Below are 17410 nucleotides of genomic sequence, written 5' to 3'. Positions count from 1 at the left end.
TCCGCGGGCCATTTGGATTTCTTCATTTATCATATCCGAGATACGGACTGTTGCGAGGGATAGATCACTTTTTTGATCTAACGCACGAGAGATCGCGTAATATCCATGTTGCATTTTAAAGGAAGACTAATGTCATTTGACGCCGCGCCAACAAAACCACAAAGAATTGCGATCATTGGGGGTGGAATTTCCGGGCTTGCGGCGGCCTATCTGCTAAGCCCTCAGCACGCCGTGACGCTTTTTGAAAGTGGCGCCAATCTGGGTGGTCATGCCCGCACCGTTTTGGCGGGCAAAAACGGCGATCAGCCGGTCGATACCGGGTTCATCGTATTCAACTATGCGAACTATCCGCACCTGACGCGGATGTTCCATGATCTAAACGTCCCGGCCGCCAAAAGTGACATGAGCTTTGGCGCGACGATTGACGGAGGCGCAGTTGAATACGGGCTGAACGATCTGCGGGCGCTTGTCGGGCAGCGGAGGAACCTGCTGCGCCCCGGCTTTCTGCGAATGGTCCGTGACATCTTCCGGTTCAATGCCAAGGCAGAACAGGCGGCGGATGACCCGGATGTCAGTATTGGCGATCTGGTCGACGACATGAACCTCGGCGATTGGTTCCAGCGCTATTACCTGATGCCGATTTGCGGCGCGATCTGGTCGACGCCACCGGATGAAATCCGGGCGTTTCCGGCGCGGTCCCTGATCCAGTTCTTCAGAAACCACGCGCTTCTTAGCCATACCGGGCAGCATCAGTGGTGGACGGTCGATGGCGGCAGCATCGAGTATGTCTCGCGTCTAGCCAAGCACCTCGAACTTTGCGGGGCGGTTCTGAAACCCGCAACCCCCGTGCATGGGGTAGAGAGGGATGGTGTCGAAAGCACGGTTCGTTTCGGTAACGGAGAGCGGCAGTGCTTCGATCAGGTGATTTTTGCCTGTCACTCCGACGACGCGCTGCGCCTGTTGGCGCAACCGACTCCGCAAGAACACCGCGCCCTTTCCGCGTTGCGCTATCAGGACAACCGGATGGTTCTTCATTGTGACGAAACACAAATGCCGCGCCGCAAGGACTGCTGGTCGTCCTGGGTCTACAAGGCCGATCACAAACGCCCCTCAAGCGCCATCGGCGTGACCTATTGGATGAACCGGTTGCAGAATATCCCGGACAGCGATCCGCTGTTTGTTTCGCTGAACCCGATTGACGACGTGCCCAGCGCCAAGATCTATGATGAAACGACGTTCCGCCACCCGGTCTTTGACCATGCGGCCCTTCGCGCCCAGGCAGACCTGAACGCCATCCAAGGCGCGAACAACACCTGGTTTGCAGGCGCTTACACGCGGCACGGCTTCCACGAAGACGGCTTTGCCAGCGCCGTCCGTATCGCCCGCCAGATGGACAAGCAATTCGTATGAGCGTTTGGCCAGAACACATCGCGGGTCAGACATGGCACGGCCGAAAAGGGGCGCTGAAACATGCGTTTCGCTATGGCGTCGATTATGTTTTGATCGACCCAGAGGCGAAACTTGGACCCGCCTTGTTTAGCCGAAACGGGTTCAATCTGACCTCGGTTCGTGATCGCAACCATGGCGGTTTGCCGGGGCAGGGGCGGGGCGTTGAATGGGTGCGGGATGTGCTGCGCGACCACGGATATGACGGCCATGCGTCATCGGAAATTCGCCTGCTGACCCAGCCGCGCTTTCTGGGCTACATCTTTAACCCCGTAAGTTTCTGGCTGGTGGTTTCTGGCGATGACCTAGAGGTCGTGATCGCCGAAGTGAACAACACGTTTGGCGACCGTCACAGTTATATCTGCCGCAAACCGGATTTCGCGGTCATTTCGCCGACGGATCGCATCACCGCCGACAAGGTGATGCACGTCTCGCCGTTTCAGGACGTTGCCGGGGATTACGTCTTTTCGTTCAACATCCACCCCGACCGTATTGCGATCCGCATTGATCATCGCAACGATAACATCGGTGTTGTCGCAACGCTGACGGGTGAGCGAAAACCGCTTACCAATCGCGCCATTCTGGGGGCGAGTGTGCGCCGCCCGCTGGGGGCGCTTCGCACGATCATTCTGATACACTGGCAAGCCTTGCGCTTGAAATTGAAAGGCGCGCGGTACCGCACGCGGCCAGCGCCACCGAGTAACGAGGTCACTTGATGTTTTTTCTGACGAACCGGGTCAAAGCGGATTTTCTCGACACCTGCGCCGGGATCACACGCGGCAGCCTTCGCATTCGCACGCCTGAGGGCGAAATCCACGATTTCGGCACCGGCGCTCCGCAGGCCGAGATGGTGATCCACGACTGGTCAGTCGTGACTGCTTGCGCGGCGCGGGGCGACATTGGGTTAGGTGAAACCTATGTCGATGGCCGCTGGGACACGCCTTCGATTGAAGACATTGCCCGCATCGCACTGCTGAACCTCGACGAATTTGACGCCTACGCCTACCCGAATTTCTGGAGCAGTCTGAAGTTTCGCTTGGTCGACCGGATCATGCGCGCGAATTCTCCGCGTGGGGCGTCGCGCAACATCCGCGCGCATTACGATGTCGGGAACGAGTTTTACCAGCTCTGGCTCGATCCGGGGATGACGTATTCCTCCGCGATTTTCGCGCCGGGCGATACGGATTTGATGCGGGCGCAGAACCGCAAATACGACCGCATCCTCGACCGGTTGCCCGAGGGCGACCGCGTGCTTGAAATCGGTTGCGGTTGGGGCGGGTTCGCCGAACGGGCGGCGGATCAAGGGCGCCATGTGACCGGGCTGACCATTTCGCCGTCGCAGAAGGGGTATGCCGATGCGCGGCTTGATGGTCGCGCCGATATCCGGTTGCAGGACTACCGCCAGACTGATGGGCGTTTTGACAACATCGTGTCGATTGAAATGATTGAGGCGGTGGGCGAGCGTTACTGGCCCACGTATTTCGCGACCCTCAAGAACCGACTGGCCGAGGGCGGGCAGGCGATGCTTCAGGCGATCACGGTGTCGGATTCCTACCTGGAGACTTACCGAAAAGGCTCTGACTATATCCGGCATTATACCTTTCCGGGCGGTATGCTGATGTCGGATGGCGCGATCGCGGATCAAGCGAAACGCGCTGGTCTGTCGGTGCAGGAGAGTTTTGCCTTCGGAAAAGACTACGCCCAAACCTGTCGGCTGTGGGCCGACCGCCTGACCGCCAGCCGGGAACGCGTGATGGGCCTTGGATTTGGCGAGGGGTTCTTCCGCAATTGGCAGTTCTACCTTGGCATATGTGCCGCGTCGTTTGAGGTCGGCCAAACGAATGTCGTTCAAGTGATGTTGAGTCATGAGTGAACTCGCGCTTCTTCTGCTAGTCCTCATCGGCGGCGTGCTTTTGGCTCGGCGGTTCATTGGGTTCACCGCGCAATCGCCTGAGGACTACAAAGACACGCTGCCCGTCGTCGATATACAGAAACACCTGTCCGGCCCCCTGCTTTCCGAGGGGATCATCTATGGCCCGCGCGGGCATGTCGTCGCCCGATTTATTGCACCGATGCAGGGGGATTGGGATGGCGACACCGGCACTTTGGCCGAGACGTTTCATTATGCAACCGGTGCCACGCAAGAACGGCAATGGAACCTCAAGATGGGCCAGAACGGGGCGTTCACCGCGACGGCGTCAGACATTATCGGGGTTGCGGAGGGGCAGCAATCCGGCGCGACGGTCCGTATGCGGTATAGGATTCGGCTAGATGAGGATGCCGGCGGGCATGTTCTGAATGTGACCGACTGGCTCTATCTGATGGAAAACGGGACGTTTATGAACAAATCGGTCATGCGCAAATTTGGGATCAAGGTGGCGGAACTGGTCGCAACGATCCGGCCCGCCCACCCCGATGTTTGACGGGCAGCGGTATTGGATCATCGGTGCGAGTGAGGGGCTGGGTCGCGCGCTTGCGATGGCGCTTGACGCGCGGGGCGCGCGCCTTGTGATCTCTGCCCGCTCAAGGGATCGTTTGGAGGAGCTGGCGAAGACCCTCAGTGACCCGCTGGTCGTTCCGATGGACGTGACCGATAGGGTGTCGGTTGCGCAAGCGGCCTCCGAAGTCGGGCAAATCGACGGAGTGATCTATTGCGTCGGCCTCTACCAACCCATGACCGCGCAGGAATGGAACGCGGAGCAGGTGGAGGCGATGTGCGCCGCCAACTTCACGGGCGCGGTTCACGTTCTTGGCCATGTGGTGCCGGATTTCGTTTCGAAAAACGCGGGGCATATCGTTCTGATCGGCTCCCTCGCCGGGTTTCGGGGTTTGCCGGGTGCGATCGGCTACGGGGCGAGCAAGGCGGGGCTGATGCACCTTGCCGATACGCTTTACGCCGACCTGCGGCATAGTGGTGTGAAAGTGCAATTGATGAACCCCGGTTTCATCAAGACCCGCCTGACCGAGAAGAACGATTTTGCCATGCCGCAGCTTATGTCGGCCGAAAAGGCGGCAGGGACCGTCATGCGCGCGATGGAAAGCGGGCGGTTTCAAACAAATTTTCCCGCGCCGTTCGCGTGGCTGTTCCGGCTTCGCCATCTTGTGCCGCGCTGGGTGTTTGGCGGGGGCGCAAAATAGAAAACGGCGGGGATTGCCCCGCCGTTTCCGTGTTCTTCCGGCTATCGCTGACTTATGCGAACCACCAACGTTCCATCGCCTTGTTGCCGTCAAGCGACCAGTTCGCCGCAATCGCTTCGTCATGGGCAACGCGGGTGTTCAGACCCGCGATGTAGTTGGCGAACATCGGGATCATCGCGCCGCCATCGTCGTTCAGCAGCTGCTGCGCCTCGAAATACATTTCGCGGCGTTTGGCTTGGTCAAGCTCGGCACGGGCCTGTTCAACGACCTCGTTGAAGCGTTCTGCCGCTTCGCCGGTCCGCCATGCGGTGTCGTTCCATTCGGTGCCCGCGACGTAGGCGGATGAGAACATCCAATCCTCGGTCGGACGACCGGACCAGTAGCACGCACACCACGGTTTCTTGTTCCAGACGTTGGACCAGTAACCATCGCTCGGCTCGCGCACCACTTCGATTTCGATCCCGGCTTCGGCGGCGGAGGCCGCGATAAGCTGGGCCGCATCAACCGCACCTGCAAAGGCTGCGTCCGATGCGGAAAGCTGGATCGTGCCGCTGTGACCGGATTTTTCGTAGTGGCTGCGCGCCAAATCCGCATCGAATTCCCGCTGGGGAAGGTCGGATGCGTGGAACTGGTTGGCGGTCGAAATCGGGTGGTCGTTGCCAAGCGCACCGTGGCCAAGCAGGATTTTGTCCACAAGTTCCTGACGTTTGATCGCCAGTTTCAACGCCATCCGCAGATCGTAGTTGTCAAAGGGTGCCGCATCGACCCGCATTGGGAAGGTGTAGTGCAGCGTGCCCGTGGTTTCGAGGATGTTGATGTGCGGCGCACGTTCAAGCAGCGCAACGGTTTTCGGATCAACACGGTCGATCACATCCACTTCGTCGTTCAACAGCGCGTTTTGCCGCGCGGTCAGATCGACGATCGACAGATACTCGACAGAGTCGAAATGAGCGCCGTCCTTATAGTAGTTGGCGTTCCGCGTTCCGCGGAAGCGCACGCCGGGTTCGAACTCATCAATTGCGTAGGGGCCGGTGCCGATGCCCGAGGTCGGATCGATCTTGCCATCTTCGGCCGGCAGGATCGGGAAGTGATAGTCACTGATCAGGAACGGGAAGTCGGCGTTTGCCGCCGAAAGCTCAAACACGACGGAGTTTCCATCGGCCCGGATGTCCGTAACGCTTTCGATATTGCCCTTCGCTGCGGATTTCGAATCCTCGCCGCGGTGATAGTTCAGCGACGCGATGACGTCTTCCGGCGTCAGGGTCTTGCCGTTGTGGAATTCCACACCTTGGCGCAGGTTGAACACCCATGTTTTCGCATCGTCGGATTCGTAGCTTTCCGCCAGATCGCCGGCGAGGCTGCCGTCGGGCCGAACTTCGGTCAGGTGGTTGCCGAAAGCAAAAGCCAGCGTTGCGGTCATATCGTTTTCATATGTCGCAGGATCAAGCGAATCCGTGGTCGAACCGTTCCCCGTCCCCACGCGGAAATGGCCACCTTTGACCGGCGTCGCCGCTTCGGCCTGTGCGGCCCAAGACAGCGCGGTCGGAATCGTTACGCCCGCCGCTGCGACGGACGAAATAAAGCGCCGCCGCGAAATCTGCTTTGATGCAAAGCGCATCTTCTGGTCTTGGATAAAAGCATCTTTTCTGCTTTTCATGTTTGTTCTCCCTGAGTTTCTTTTGTGATTTGGATTAGTGAATCACACGACAGACAGGCTGCCGCGTGAAAATCGGTGCATCTATGATAAGCAACGTTCAGCATTCTCCGGTCGAGAGGCTACATCGCTTTCTGCAAAACGTGAAAGAATATTTTTGTGTATAGAGCGGATCGGATGTCAGGAGCGCCTTTCAGGCGACCCAACACTGAAACCGAGTGTCAAAAAATGCAAACACGCCTGTTGATATGTAACACGAGGTATGTTTGCCTATGCAAAACCGACTGGAAATGTCGGACACAGACAGGGGAGACTGGAATTTGACAGATACCGCCGAGGCGGATGGCTTTGTTGTATTTGAGCACGTCCAAAAGAGCTATGATGGCGAAACGCTTGTCGTCAAAGACCTGAACCTGTCCATCGGAAAGGGCGAATTCCTGACAATGCTAGGCCCATCGGGGTCTGGCAAAACGACCTGTCTGATGATGCTTGCCGGGTTCGAAACCGCAACGCATGGCGATATTCGCCTTGGTGGACAGCCGATCAACAACATTCCGCCGCATAAACGCGGGATCGGCATGGTCTTTCAAAACTACGCGCTGTTTCCGCACATGACGGTTGCCGAAAACCTCGCCTTTCCGCTTGAGGTGCGTAATCTCAGCAAATCCGAATGCAACGATAAGGTGCAACGCGCGCTTGATATGGTGCAGATGGGCGAGTTTGGCGGTCGCCGTCCGGCGCAGCTTTCGGGCGGGCAGCAGCAGCGAATCGCACTGGCCCGCGCCTTGGTGTTTGAGCCTGAGTTGGTTCTGATGGACGAACCACTTGGCGCGCTGGACAAACAGCTCCGCGAACATATGCAGTTTGAGATTAAGCATATCGCCGACAATCTTGGCATCACTGTTGTCTATGTCACCCACGACCAGACCGAAGCGTTGACGATGTCAGACCGGGTCGCGGTGTTCGACGATGGCCGGATTCAACAACTCGCGCCGCCGGATCAGCTGTATGAAGCGCCGGAGAACAGTTTTGTCGCGCAGTTCATCGGTGAGAACAACACGATGGAAGGCGTCGTGAAAGAGATCAAGGACGGCGTCGCGCTGGTTCAACTCGATGGCGGCGGGCTGATCGATGCAAAGCCCGTCAACGTGACCGAAGCCGGTGAACGCACCCGCGTTTCCATTCGGCCCGAGCGGGTGGAGTACAACAAGGAACGGTTGCACGAAGACGCGCACACGCTCAAAGCCGAAGTGCTGGAGTTCATCTATATGGGTGACATTTTCCGCACCCGCCTGCGCGTCGCCGGAAACGACAACTTTATTATCAAGACCCGTAACGCGCCCGACCAGCGGCGCCTGCAACCGGGTGAAGAGATCGAAATTGGCTGGCTACCCGAAGACTGTCGGGCACTTGATGCCTAGGGGTAGTTGCCTTGGTGTTCTGTCACCGTTGACAGAGCCTCGTATGAGTTCCCGCGCGTGTCTCGGCGCGCAGAGCTGACACTTCATGATCCGAGACTACTAGGGAGAAACAAGAATGAAACCAACCAAATCTCTACTGGCAATGACTGCCCTGACCGCGATGGCGGGCACGGCGTTTGCCGACGGCCATATGGCCAATGAGATGACGATCGTGTCCTGGGGTGGAGCCTATTCTGCGTCGCAGCAGAATGCCTATCACAACCCCTATATGGAAAAGACGGGCGTCAATATCATCAACGATGAAAGCTCCGCCGAGGCTGTCGCAAAACTGCGTGCCATGAACGAAGCGGGCAACATCACATGGGACGTCGTTGACGTTGTTGCGTCGGACGCGATCCGTCTGTGCGACGAAGGTCTGGCGATGGAAATCGACCACGACGAAATGCTGGCACCAGCGCCGGACGGCACGCCTGCGTCTGAAGATTTCGGCGACCTGCTGGTCTCCGACTGCTTCATTCCGCAGATCGTTTATTCGACCACGTTCGGCTATCGCACCGACATGGTTGGGGACAATCCGCCGACCGACGTTTGCGCCGTGTTTGACACGGAAACCTATCCGGGTCGCCGTTCGCTTGAAAAGCGCGCAATCAACAACATGGAATGGGCGCTTCTGTGCGACGGGGTCGCGGCTGAAGATGTCTACGACGTGCTTGAGACCGAAGAAGGCCAGGCGCAAGCCTTTGCCAAGCTCGACACCATCAAGGACGACGTGATCTGGTGGTCGGCTGGTGCTGACACGCCGCAGCTTCTTGCGGACGGCGAAGTCATCATGGGTTCGACCTATAACGGTCGTCTGTTCAGCCTGATCGAAGAACAGGACCAGCCCGTCGCCATGCTGTGGGATGCGCAGGTGTTTGACCTTGACGGTTGGATCATCCCGGCCGGTCTGCCGGACGACCGCAAAGCGCGGGCGCTGGACTACATCATGTTCGCAACCGATACGCAGCGTCTTGCGGATCAGGCGAAATACATCTCTTACGGCCCGGCACGTGCGTCTTCTGCACCGCTGGTCGGTCAGCATGCAGAGCTTGGTATCGACATGGCACCCCATATGCCGACCGATCCGAACAACGCCACCAACACGTTCCTCTACAACTACGAATGGTGGGCTGACTATCGCGACGATCTGGATGCAAAATTCCAGGCTTGGCTGTCTCAGTAAGCCATCGAAACTCGGAGGGCGCCTCGCGGCGCTCTCCACCCTATCGACCGTCTAAGACGATGACGTGAACTGACCGAAGGGATGACCATGAGCGACGCCACCCAAGCAGATGCAGGCCCGGTTCTGGCCGCAGATGGCCGACCCCTGAAATCAAGCCTGCGCCGCGCGCTTCGCCGCGAAAAGATGCGCGCCCTGATGCTGATTGCGCCGCTGTTGGTTTTCATTCTGGTCACATTCATCGCACCAATTGCCGACATGCTGTTCCGATCTGTCGAAAACCAGATCGTGTCAGAAACATTGCCCCGCACCGTGACCGCCCTTAGGGATTGGGACGCGGATAGCGAAGAAGCGCCCGACGAAGTAGTGTATGAGGCGCTTTATACCGACCTTGTGATCGCCACCGAATTCAAGACCCATACCCGGCTTGGGTCGCGCTTGAACTATGAAACCACGGGCATTTCGTCCCTGTTCCGTAAATCTGGCCGTGGGGTTGGACGGATCGACACGGATGTCTACACCGACCAATTCGTCGCGCTCGACCCGAAATGGGAAGACCCCGGCACATGGGTGACGCTGATCGATGAGGCCGGAAAGGCCCTGCCGAAGACGCGCTCCGCCTATGATGGCTGGGCCCGGATCATGACCGATGAAGAGGGCGACGATCCGGCGGCAGAACAACCGTGGGATTTCGTTTACACCGCGCTTTATTCGGACCTTGCCGCCGAAGGCGCGCCGGAGTTTGAGGGCGAAACAGCGTCACTGGTCGCTGCCGCCGACGCTGCAGTTTCCGGGTTTGAAACGATCAGCTTGAAAGAAGCTTTCCTCGACATTGACGACGATTGGGGCGACACGAATGTCTGGGGCACAATCCAGACCTACGCGGCGCGTTATACGCCCGGATATTTCCTGAATTCCGTTGATCTGCAACTCGGCCCCGATGGGATTGAGGCGCAGGACGAAGGGCAGCGCATCTACATCACGCTGTTCGCGCGGACGATCTTCATGTCGCTGACCATCATGTTCAGCTGTATCCTGCTTGGCTACCCCATCGCCTTCCTGCTGGCGAACCTGTCGGCGAAGACCTCAAACATGCTGCTTATCCTCGTCCTGCTGCCGTTCTGGACATCGCTTCTGGTGCGAACCTCGGCCTGGAAAGTGCTGTTGCAGCAGCAAGGGGTGATCAACGACATTCTGGTCTGGCTGGGCATCGTGGCCGATGGCAACAGGCTGATCATGATAAACAACCAGTTCGGCACGATCGTCGCGATGACGCACATCTTGCTGCCGTTCATGATTTTGCCGCTTTATTCGGTGATGCAGACGATCCCAGTCACCTATGTCCGCGCCGCAAAATCCTTGGGCGCGACGAACTGGACGGCCTTCTGGCGGGTCTACTTCCCGCAATCGGTGCCGGGCATCGGGGCGGGGTGTATCCTCGTCTTCATTCTCGCCATTGGCTACTACATCACGCCGGAACTGGTAGGCGGCACCAAGGGTGTCTTTATCTCCAACCGGATTGCCTACCACATCTCAAGTTCGCTGAACTGGGGACTGGCCGCCGCGCTCGGAACGATCCTGCTGGCCGCGGTTCTGATCCTTTACTGGGCCTATGACAAAATCGTCGGCATCGACAACGTGAAACTAGGGTGAACCAATGAACAGCTTGCCGCCATATGCAACGACGGGCCAGCGGATCTGGTTCTACGCCTTCCGCGTTATCTGCGGGGTAATCTTCTTTTTCCTGATTGCACCGATCATCACGATCATCCCGCTCAGCTTCAATGCCGAAGACTTCTTTACCTTTACTCCCGAAATGCTGTCGCTGAAGCCCGAAGGCTATTCGCTGAAGCACTATGAGGATTTCTTTACCAATTCCGATTGGCAGGGCGCCCTCTATAACTCCGTTCGGATTGCGCCTGCGGCGACGCTCTTGTCGGTCAGCTTTGGGACGCTGGCGGCGATTGGATTGTCGCAGTCGCACGTTCCGTTCCGTCGTGCGATCATGGCGATCCTGATTTCGCCGATGATCGTGCCGCTGATCATCTCGGCTGCTGGGATGTATTTCTTCTATTCGCGGATTGGACTGCAGGGCACCTATGTCGGTGTTGTGCTGGCGCACGCGGCGCTCGGTATTCCGTTTGTGATCATCACCGTGACCGCGACGCTTGTCGGGTTCGACAAAAGCCTGACCCGCGCGGCGGCGAATATGGGGGCGGGGCCGGTTCGGACATTCTTCAAGGTTCAGATGCCGCTGATCCTGCCCGGTGTGATTTCTGGTGGATTGTTCGCGTTCATCACCTCGTTTGATGAGGTTGTCGTAGTGCTGTTTGTCGGGTCATCCGGTCAGAAAACACTGCCGTGGCAGATGTTCACCGGACTGCGAGAGCAGATCAGCCCAACCATTTTGGCGGTTGCGACCATCCTTGTGGGCGTGTCGATCATCCTGTTGACGGTGGTCGAACTCCTCCGTCGCCGTTCAGAACGCCTACGTGGGATGAGCCCGACCTAACCCAAAATTCGAACCACGCGTTACTGCGCCGTTGTTCCCGTCGTGCTGGTGGTGTTGTTGGTGGAGCTTGCCCCCGCCAAGGCTGCGATTGCGCCGCTGCCCGCAAGGGCCGCTGGGGCGAGGCCGCCGACGAAGTTCGTCGCCTGCGTCTGGTCGGGCAGGTTCAGACACTCATCTGCTGGCAGGACGGCCCCAGTCGCAGGGCTGACGCATGGTGCTGCCTCTTGCGCAGTTGCGGCCGTCGCAAACAGGGCAAGCACACCAACCAGATTTAGTTTCGCGATCATATCGGCACCTCTCTCAATACGCTGGCACGGTCCGTGAAATTTCCTAAGAAGTCCTGAACGCTAATCCGCAGCTGCGACAATCGGGCTTGTGATCAGGGATGGCGTGATCTGCCGTACCACACGCCCCCACTTCGTCACGGGCTGTTCGGCGACAAAGACGATGTCGTTGGGGCGCAGCTCAAACCGCGTGGCAAGCAGCATGTTCGCGACGTTCCTCGCGTCAAGATGCCATGCGGTGACGGCCGAAAACTCTCGGGGGTCGGTTGAGCCGCGCAGCACGTATATCTGACCGACATTCGCCGTTTCCGTCGGTATGCCACCGCCCTCACCATAGATCGCGTCGGCAAGGCTTGCCCGGTTGTCGAACGGAAGGGCGACGCGGCTTTGTCGCCCGACTTCACCCGTGAGGTAGACGTAATCCCGCCCCACCGCGTCAAGCTCGATCCGATCTTGAAACGTCTCACGACGTTCGGCCAATTCCGCCCGGCGCAATGCGATTTCGGTTGAGAGGTTTTGCAGGGCCGTTTGCCGCGCGGATTGGCGCAGTTCGGATAACCTGATCTGCTCTTCAAAATAGGTCTGCGCCTGCTCAAGGTCATAGCCCGTATCGACGAACACCCGGTCCCCGTCGATCAACCTGATGCGATCCTGCTGGCCGTCCGGATTGCTCGCCGGAATCCGATATAGCGTGCCGTCGCGGAGCAATCTGATCGTGACATGGGTGCGATCCCGCGCGGTCAGGCCGCCCGCCGCCGCCAGCGCCTCATCCAGATAAAGCGGGGTCAACGTCACGGACACCACCGCCGGGGATTTCACCGCACCACCAACGGATACACGACGAGAGTTGAATTCCGCAATTTCGAGGCTGAAAGACGGGCTGATCTGATGTTCCACGAGGCGCTGGAACAGGGCGGCTTCTGCATCCTCCAGCGTCATCCCGGCAATGGCGATGCGACCCACGTCGGGGATCGCGATGGCGCCGTCATCTTGCACCGTGTAGCCCTGCCTGCGGTTCTGCGCGGCGAGCAGGCCGGCAAGTTCCTCGACCGTTGTGCCGGTCTGTGGGGTCGACAGCAGCACGACGTCGCCGACACCGATGTGATAGGGGCCGGGGGACGGCGGGGGTGGCAAGCGGGCCTCAACCTCCAAAGGGCGGGTTTGTGGTGCAGAGGCGGGTGACGGCAGCGCGCCAGCCCCGCGAACTGCGCCGCCGTTGCCTGCGGTTTGGCGGAAAGCGGCGGGCAGGGATTGCGGGCGATAGGTCGATCGGTTGGCGATAAGCACGGATTCTGGCGTCAACGGAATCACCCGAACCTTGGCGCCGTCGCTTGCACCAGACCGCACGGCGGGGCTTTGATATGCGACGCCGCAGCCAAACAGCGAGAGGGTTAGCAGGACGCTTGTCAAAATCCGCATCGTGGGGTTCTCCGGTAATTTGGGTGCTGGATCATCGCTTGGTGAGCCTTAATGCGAGCGCGCCGATTTCCGGCCCAACCCACTGGCGGGATTGCAGGATTGTGTGATTCCGCGTGTCAATCCAATAAAGGTTGCGAAAGCTGTCATCCGTTCCGGTGCAGGCTTCCTCGACCAGCACGGTTTGGACGGTTTCGGGGCTGATTTCGATGTCTCGCTTCCCACGCGACCGGACATCGCAGACAAAGCTTCGTGCGATCAGATGCCCTTCGCCGTTCAAATAACGATGGATGCGAATGGCAGTGCCGATTTGCCGTTGCCGGACCAGTGCCACGCTCTCTGCATTGTCGGTCGTCATCAGATCCCACCCGAACCCGCGCGTTGTCGTCAGTAACCCGTGTCGGAAGGACAGCGACACGCCATCGCCACCGATCCAAGTCTCAACGTTCTTGTTCTGCGCGGCGCGGGCAAAGGAACTGACTCGGCCATCCTCTTCAACAGATGCGATAATCGTCGGATGCCCGGTTTGAACCCGGCGTTCAAACGCTGCCTGAGCCGCCGGGTTCTCGGGCGCGTCGGCTCCGCAACCAAACAGCCCGAAGCACAGGATCAATGCAAACCACCTCATCGCCAGAACCGTCCCCAACGCGCGTTCAGGCGTGGGTCGTGGTAGCCGCGGGTCAGTTCGTAAAGCCGATTGTTCACGTTCAGCCGTGCACCACCGTCCCGCGTGACGGGTCTGATCGTGGTGGCAAAGCCGCGGCGCGACGGCTCTCCGGTCAGCCAAGACAGCGGCACTTGAATGCGGATGCCTTTATCGAACGATCCCTCACCGAAGTCATCGAACGGCACGTCGGTCAACGTCAGAAACCCGCCGATCCGCCAGCCGTTGTCAAACTCCCGATCAAGGGTCAGCGTCGCACCCCAATCGCCAGCGAGGTATCGCCCCGCGTCGATTTGGGCGTGAAATCCGTTGCCCATTTCATAGTAGATTGAACCGTGCCCGGTCAGGATGTCGTAGTCGCGAAACCCAAACCCGCCGTCAAAATCCCTTTGTTTGACATAGTTAAGCTCTGCCCCAAAGGCGATCCGGCTATCGACGGGCTTCCAAAGCAGTTCAGCCGATAGGCCGCCATACATCCGCTCAAGCCAGCCTCCGGTCAGGCGGCCGTAAAGGTTTGGCGCGGGGCGGAAGAAATAGGCGGCTGTCAGGTAGGGAATGGCGAGGTCCGACTCCGCATCATATCGCGTCGCGTCGGAGCGGACATGCGGAAGGACGGAGGTCGACACGCGGGTCGCATCATCCAGATTGCCGATCACCGGTTGCCGCAGCGCGCCAGATACGACGACGCCCGGTGCTGGCGAGTAGCGAAGTGACAGCTCCGCACCCAAATCGACGCGGATCGGGCTGTCGGGGTCGAAAAGGCTGGGGGCGATATAGCCGCGCAGGCCGAAATCGAGCTTGGGATAGGCGTCTTTAGTAAAGTCCGTCGTGGATACTCGCAGCGGATAGGCGTCAAGAATATCGGCGCGGACATAGGATTGCCACGCTCCATCAGGTGCAAATTCCAACGCCTCCAAGTCCGACCGGCGCAGCCGAATTGCGGATAGGGGCAGCCCGTTTTCGACGGGCACGATAGTGATGTCTTCGATTGATGCCGGGAGAGAGTTTGCCAAAACCCGCGCCGCCCGCCCGATTGCTTGCGGCGCGGCGTCGTAGTGGGCGTTCTGGATGCGGGCGGTTGCTTCGCGACCGCGCAACGTCAGGGAGTCCAACTGCAAATGTTGGCCCACTAATCCGCTGCTGACGGTTTCCCACAGTTTGTCGCCTCGCGCCGCCTGCCTGTTGCCGCCAGTGATTATCGGTGGCGGTGCAGCCTCGCGACCGGAGGGCAGTCGGGCATGTTTCGGGTTCAGATTGTAGGACAGGCTTAGGCCGATGTCGGTGCCGTAAAGGTAATATCCGCCGAGGGTCAGCCGATCCGACATCCGGTAACTAACCGCGAAGTTGAATGGCGAGCGATGCGCTGCCAAACCGCGATCCGTTTCCGGCACGTAGGCGTCTGACGAATACTCCGCCAATACGGTCAACCGGTTGGTTGCCCGCCACTCCACCCCGCCAAACAGCGCCGCATCGCCGCGAAACCACTGGTTTGCCTCGATCTCTCCGCCCTTGTTGACGCCATCCTGAAAGGGCCGGCGGGTGTTGAAGCCGCCCCAAAGATGGCCGAACGGATTGGCGAACCCGTTCTTGCTGCCAAGCCGCCCCCACCCGATGCCGCCGCTGATCCGCACGCGGTCTCCGATAGATTTGCTCGCGACCACGTATTCACTGCTGTAGATGCCGCTGCCGATAAAATCCCTCAGGCCGATGCTGATCGCGGGGCGGACCGCGCCTTCGTCCTGAAGGCGAAAGGTGAGGTCAAAGCTTCGGTCAAGTCGATCTTCAGTGCCGCCGTAGTTGAACGCATCAATGACGGAGTATCGGAAACTGCCCGAAAGCCGTGGTGTGATCTGAAACGTGAGCGTGTTGCGGAGCGTTGCGCCGAAATGGGAGGTCGTGACGGCCAACGTGCCGTCGGGCAGCGCATCGGCTGTCGGTGTTTCGATCAGGCCGGGGGTTCCGTAGAAGGATAGGGTTGTTCGGTCGTGTTTGTCAGCGTGAGATGGACCGGGCAGGATGGCCGCGGCGAAACCAAGGACTGACACCGCAGTTCGTACATAAGTCGTTAACATTTAAGGCAGTATTCCGAAGGCGGCGTCAGTGTCGAACCGACTTTGCCAGCCTTATACGGGAATATGAAGCCCTAAAAACAACCTAAAAGTGCTTTTCGTGACCAGTGTTCGCGTATGCGCCACTACCCCCTTGCGTAGACGTCCTCGTAGCGAACGATATCGTCTTCGCCGAGGTAGCTGCCGGTCTGCACTTCGATCAACACCATCGGAACCTTGCCGGGGTTTTCCATGCGGTGCACGGCCCCCAGCGGCACGTAAACGGATTGATTTTCACTCACCAACTGCTTGTCCTCGCCAATGGTGACAAGCGCGCTGCCTTCAACGACGATCCAGTGTTCTGATCGGTGAACATGGCTTTGCAAGCTTAGCGCTGCTCCGGGGTGAACGACGATCCGCTTCACCTGAAATCGGTCGCCCATGGCAATCGACTGAAACCACCCCCACGGGCGGTGATCGCGGGGGAATTGTTCGGCCTGAATCGCTTTCTTCTTTTTCAGCGCCGCGACGGCCTCTTTCACATCTTGTGCGCGGTCCATATCCGCGACGAGAACCGCATCAGGCATCGCGACCGCGATAATGTTGTTCAGGCCAAGGCCGACAAGCTCCAGATCCTCATCCTCGGACCGCAGCAAGGTGTTGTTACAGTCAATCGCCGTCGCCGGACCTGACATCGCGACGCCATTATCGTCCGGCGATTGTTCACGCCAAACCGCGTTCCAGCCGCCGAGGTCTGACCATCCGTTGGAAAATGGAACCGCGCTAAGGTTGTCGGCCTTTTCCATGATCGCATAGTCGATTGAGATATTCTCCGCCTCGGCCCACGCTTCGGGGTCAAGCCGCAGAAAGCCCAGATCGGCCTTCGCCCCGTCAACCGCGCTGCGAATGGTTTTGGTTAACTCCGGTGCGTGGGTTTCAAATGCTGCGAGGATTGCCTTGGCCGAGAACAGGAATATCCCGGCGTTCCAAAGGAATGTGCCTGCGCTCAGCATCTCTTCCGCGCGTTTCCGGTCCGGTTTTTCGACAAACCGTTTCAGCGGGACCGGCCCGCCTTCTGCGCTGAGGGAGGCGAGTTCGAGGTAGCCGTAGCCTGTTTCCGGCCGATCCGGCGTGATCCCGAAGGTCACGAGTGTGCCGTCCCGCGCGGCGGTTTCGCCCGCTTGGATCGCCGCAGCAAAGGCGGCGTCATCGGTGATAACGTGGTCCGACGGCGCGACGAGCAACAGCGCATCCGGGTCTTGCGCGTGGATATGCAGCGCAGCGGCCAGAACAGCGGGCGCGGTGTTGCGCCCCTCCGGTTCAATTAGCACGCTGCCAGGATCGACGGACACTTCGGCCAATTGCTGCGTCACGATAAAGCGGAAGTCGGACCCCGTGATGATCGTTGGCGCAGCGTAGATTTCACCCGACAACCGCAAGGCCGTTGCTTGAAAAAGCGTGTCTGACGACGCGAGTTTCGCAAATTGCTTCGGGTAGCTCTTCCGCGACAGGGGCCAAAGTCGCGTGCCAGAACCGCCGCACAAAATGACTGGATGAATCATCTATCGTCCTTTTCCGAGAATATTCGGCCAACAAAACAAACGGATC

At 59.0% G+C, this 17410-nt stretch carries 15 protein-coding genes; 9 read left to right on the top strand and 6 right to left on the bottom strand.

What is annotated here, in order from left to right:
* Window positions 1-129 precede the first annotated feature (129 nt).
* The 5 genes from ACEWPJ_RS13115 to ACEWPJ_RS13095 are packed head-to-tail and all read left to right on the top strand — an operon-like array spanning window position 130 to window position 4584.
* The gene (locus tag ACEWPJ_RS13115) at window positions 130-1410 is read left to right on the top strand and encodes an NAD(P)/FAD-dependent oxidoreductase (RefSeq protein ID WP_416513549.1); all 1281 of its coding nucleotides are present in this window, start codon (window positions 130-132) and stop codon (window positions 1408-1410) included.
* A complete protein-coding gene (locus tag ACEWPJ_RS13110; RefSeq protein WP_416513548.1) occupies window positions 1407-2162 on the top strand; it encodes a DUF1365 domain-containing protein in 756 nt (251 codons plus the stop codon). Before ACEWPJ_RS13115 ends, ACEWPJ_RS13110 begins: the two co-directional genes overlap by 4 nt.
* Window positions 2162-3319 (top strand): class I SAM-dependent methyltransferase, encoded by a 1158-nt coding sequence (locus ACEWPJ_RS13105; RefSeq protein WP_416513547.1) that lies wholly within the window; start codon window positions 2162-2164, stop codon window positions 3317-3319. The genes ACEWPJ_RS13110 and ACEWPJ_RS13105 overlap by 1 nt, the downstream gene beginning before the upstream one ends.
* A complete protein-coding gene (locus ACEWPJ_RS13100; RefSeq protein WP_416513546.1) occupies window positions 3312-3869 on the top strand; it encodes a DUF3833 domain-containing protein in 558 nt (185 codons plus the stop codon). The genes ACEWPJ_RS13105 and ACEWPJ_RS13100 overlap by 8 nt, the downstream gene beginning before the upstream one ends.
* On the top strand, window positions 3862-4584 hold the full coding sequence (locus tag ACEWPJ_RS13095) for an SDR family NAD(P)-dependent oxidoreductase (RefSeq protein ID WP_416513545.1): 723 nt from the start codon (window positions 3862-3864) through the stop codon (window positions 4582-4584). The genes ACEWPJ_RS13100 and ACEWPJ_RS13095 overlap by 8 nt, the downstream gene beginning before the upstream one ends.
* Window positions 4585-4636: 52 nt before the next feature.
* Here ACEWPJ_RS13095 and ACEWPJ_RS13090 read toward each other — a convergent pair whose 3' ends face one another.
* Complete coding sequence (locus tag ACEWPJ_RS13090; protein WP_416513544.1) at window positions 4637-6241, bottom strand: ABC transporter substrate-binding protein; 1605 nt, start codon at window positions 6239-6241, stop codon at window positions 4637-4639.
* A gap of 317 nt (window positions 6242-6558) precedes the next feature.
* Here ACEWPJ_RS13090 and ACEWPJ_RS13085 point away from each other — a divergent pair, with 317 nt between their 5' ends.
* The 4 genes from ACEWPJ_RS13085 (at window position 6559) to ACEWPJ_RS13070 (ending at window position 11390) form a co-directional block, all read left to right on the top strand.
* On the top strand, window positions 6559-7659 hold the full coding sequence (locus tag ACEWPJ_RS13085; RefSeq protein WP_416513543.1) for an ABC transporter ATP-binding protein: 1101 nt from the start codon (window positions 6559-6561) through the stop codon (window positions 7657-7659).
* A gap of 115 nt (window positions 7660-7774) precedes the next feature.
* On the top strand, window positions 7775-8881 hold the full coding sequence (locus ACEWPJ_RS13080) for an extracellular solute-binding protein (RefSeq protein WP_416513542.1): 1107 nt from the start codon (window positions 7775-7777) through the stop codon (window positions 8879-8881).
* Window positions 8882-8968: 87 nt separating this feature from the next.
* Window positions 8969-10531 (top strand): ABC transporter permease, encoded by a 1563-nt coding sequence (locus ACEWPJ_RS13075; protein WP_416513541.1) that lies wholly within the window; start codon window positions 8969-8971, stop codon window positions 10529-10531.
* A gap of 4 nt (window positions 10532-10535) precedes the next feature.
* Window positions 10536-11390, top strand: coding sequence for an ABC transporter permease (locus ACEWPJ_RS13070; protein WP_416513540.1), 855 nt, complete (start codon window positions 10536-10538; stop codon window positions 11388-11390).
* A gap of 20 nt (window positions 11391-11410) precedes the next feature.
* On the opposite strand, the gene ACEWPJ_RS13065 is transcribed toward ACEWPJ_RS13070, so the two are convergent.
* From ACEWPJ_RS13065 to ACEWPJ_RS13045, 5 genes are all read right to left on the bottom strand, one after another.
* The gene (locus ACEWPJ_RS13065) at window positions 11411-11677 is read right to left on the bottom strand and encodes a hypothetical protein (protein WP_416513539.1); all 267 of its coding nucleotides are present in this window, start codon (window positions 11675-11677) and stop codon (window positions 11411-11413) included.
* 60 nt (window positions 11678-11737) lie between these two features.
* On the bottom strand, window positions 11738-13093 hold the full coding sequence (locus ACEWPJ_RS13060; RefSeq protein WP_416513538.1) for a polysaccharide biosynthesis/export family protein: 1356 nt from the start codon (window positions 13091-13093) through the stop codon (window positions 11738-11740).
* Between the two features lie 31 nt (window positions 13094-13124).
* Window positions 13125-13718: a YjbF family lipoprotein gene (locus tag ACEWPJ_RS13055; protein ID WP_416513537.1), complete on the bottom strand. Its 594-nt coding sequence runs from the start codon at window positions 13716-13718 to the stop codon at window positions 13125-13127.
* Entirely contained in the window at window positions 13715-15826 is a 2112-nt protein-coding gene (locus ACEWPJ_RS13050; protein ID WP_416513536.1) for a YjbH domain-containing protein, read from the bottom strand. Before ACEWPJ_RS13050 ends, ACEWPJ_RS13055 begins: the two co-directional genes overlap by 4 nt.
* Window positions 15827-15948: 122 nt before the next feature.
* Window positions 15949-17364, bottom strand: coding sequence for a mannose-1-phosphate guanylyltransferase/mannose-6-phosphate isomerase (locus ACEWPJ_RS13045; protein WP_416513535.1), 1416 nt, complete (start codon window positions 17362-17364; stop codon window positions 15949-15951).
* Window positions 17365-17410: the final 46 nt, after the last annotated feature.

The sequence above is a fragment of the Aliiroseovarius sp. YM-037 genome (assembly GCF_048060095.1).
Classification (GTDB): Bacteria; Pseudomonadota; Alphaproteobacteria; order Rhodobacterales; family Rhodobacteraceae; genus JBLUOA01.
This window is presented reverse-complemented; position numbering and strand designations above follow the sequence as displayed.

Bases quoted from the DNA above. Each gene is read 5' to 3' on its own strand.
- ACEWPJ_RS13115 (WP_416513549.1), top strand. From the start codon at position 130: ATGTCATTTGACGCCGCGCCAACAAAACCACAAAGAATTGCGATCATT.
- ACEWPJ_RS13110 (WP_416513548.1), top strand. From the start codon at position 1,407: ATGAGCGTTTGGCCAGAACACATCGCGGGTCAGACATGGCACGGCCGA.
- ACEWPJ_RS13105 (WP_416513547.1), top strand. From the start codon at position 2,162: ATGTTTTTTCTGACGAACCGGGTCAAAGCGGATTTTCTCGACACCTGC.
- ACEWPJ_RS13100 (WP_416513546.1), top strand. From the start codon at position 3,312: ATGAGTGAACTCGCGCTTCTTCTGCTAGTCCTCATCGGCGGCGTGCTT.
- ACEWPJ_RS13095 (WP_416513545.1), top strand. From the start codon at position 3,862: ATGTTTGACGGGCAGCGGTATTGGATCATCGGTGCGAGTGAGGGGCTG.
- ACEWPJ_RS13090 (WP_416513544.1), bottom strand. From the start codon at position 6,241: ATGAAAAGCAGAAAAGATGCTTTTATCCAAGACCAGAAGATGCGCTTT.
- ACEWPJ_RS13080 (WP_416513542.1), top strand. From the start codon at position 7,775: ATGAAACCAACCAAATCTCTACTGGCAATGACTGCCCTGACCGCGATG.
- ACEWPJ_RS13075 (WP_416513541.1), top strand. From the start codon at position 8,969: ATGAGCGACGCCACCCAAGCAGATGCAGGCCCGGTTCTGGCCGCAGAT.
- ACEWPJ_RS13070 (WP_416513540.1), top strand. From the start codon at position 10,536: ATGAACAGCTTGCCGCCATATGCAACGACGGGCCAGCGGATCTGGTTC.
- ACEWPJ_RS13065 (WP_416513539.1), bottom strand. From the start codon at position 11,677: ATGATCGCGAAACTAAATCTGGTTGGTGTGCTTGCCCTGTTTGCGACG.
- ACEWPJ_RS13060 (WP_416513538.1), bottom strand. From the start codon at position 13,093: ATGCGGATTTTGACAAGCGTCCTGCTAACCCTCTCGCTGTTTGGCTGC.
- ACEWPJ_RS13055 (WP_416513537.1), bottom strand. From the start codon at position 13,718: ATGAGGTGGTTTGCATTGATCCTGTGCTTCGGGCTGTTTGGTTGCGGA.
- ACEWPJ_RS13050 (WP_416513536.1), bottom strand. From the start codon at position 15,826: ATGTTAACGACTTATGTACGAACTGCGGTGTCAGTCCTTGGTTTCGCC.
- ACEWPJ_RS13045 (WP_416513535.1), bottom strand. From the start codon at position 17,364: ATGATTCATCCAGTCATTTTGTGCGGCGGTTCTGGCACGCGACTTTGG.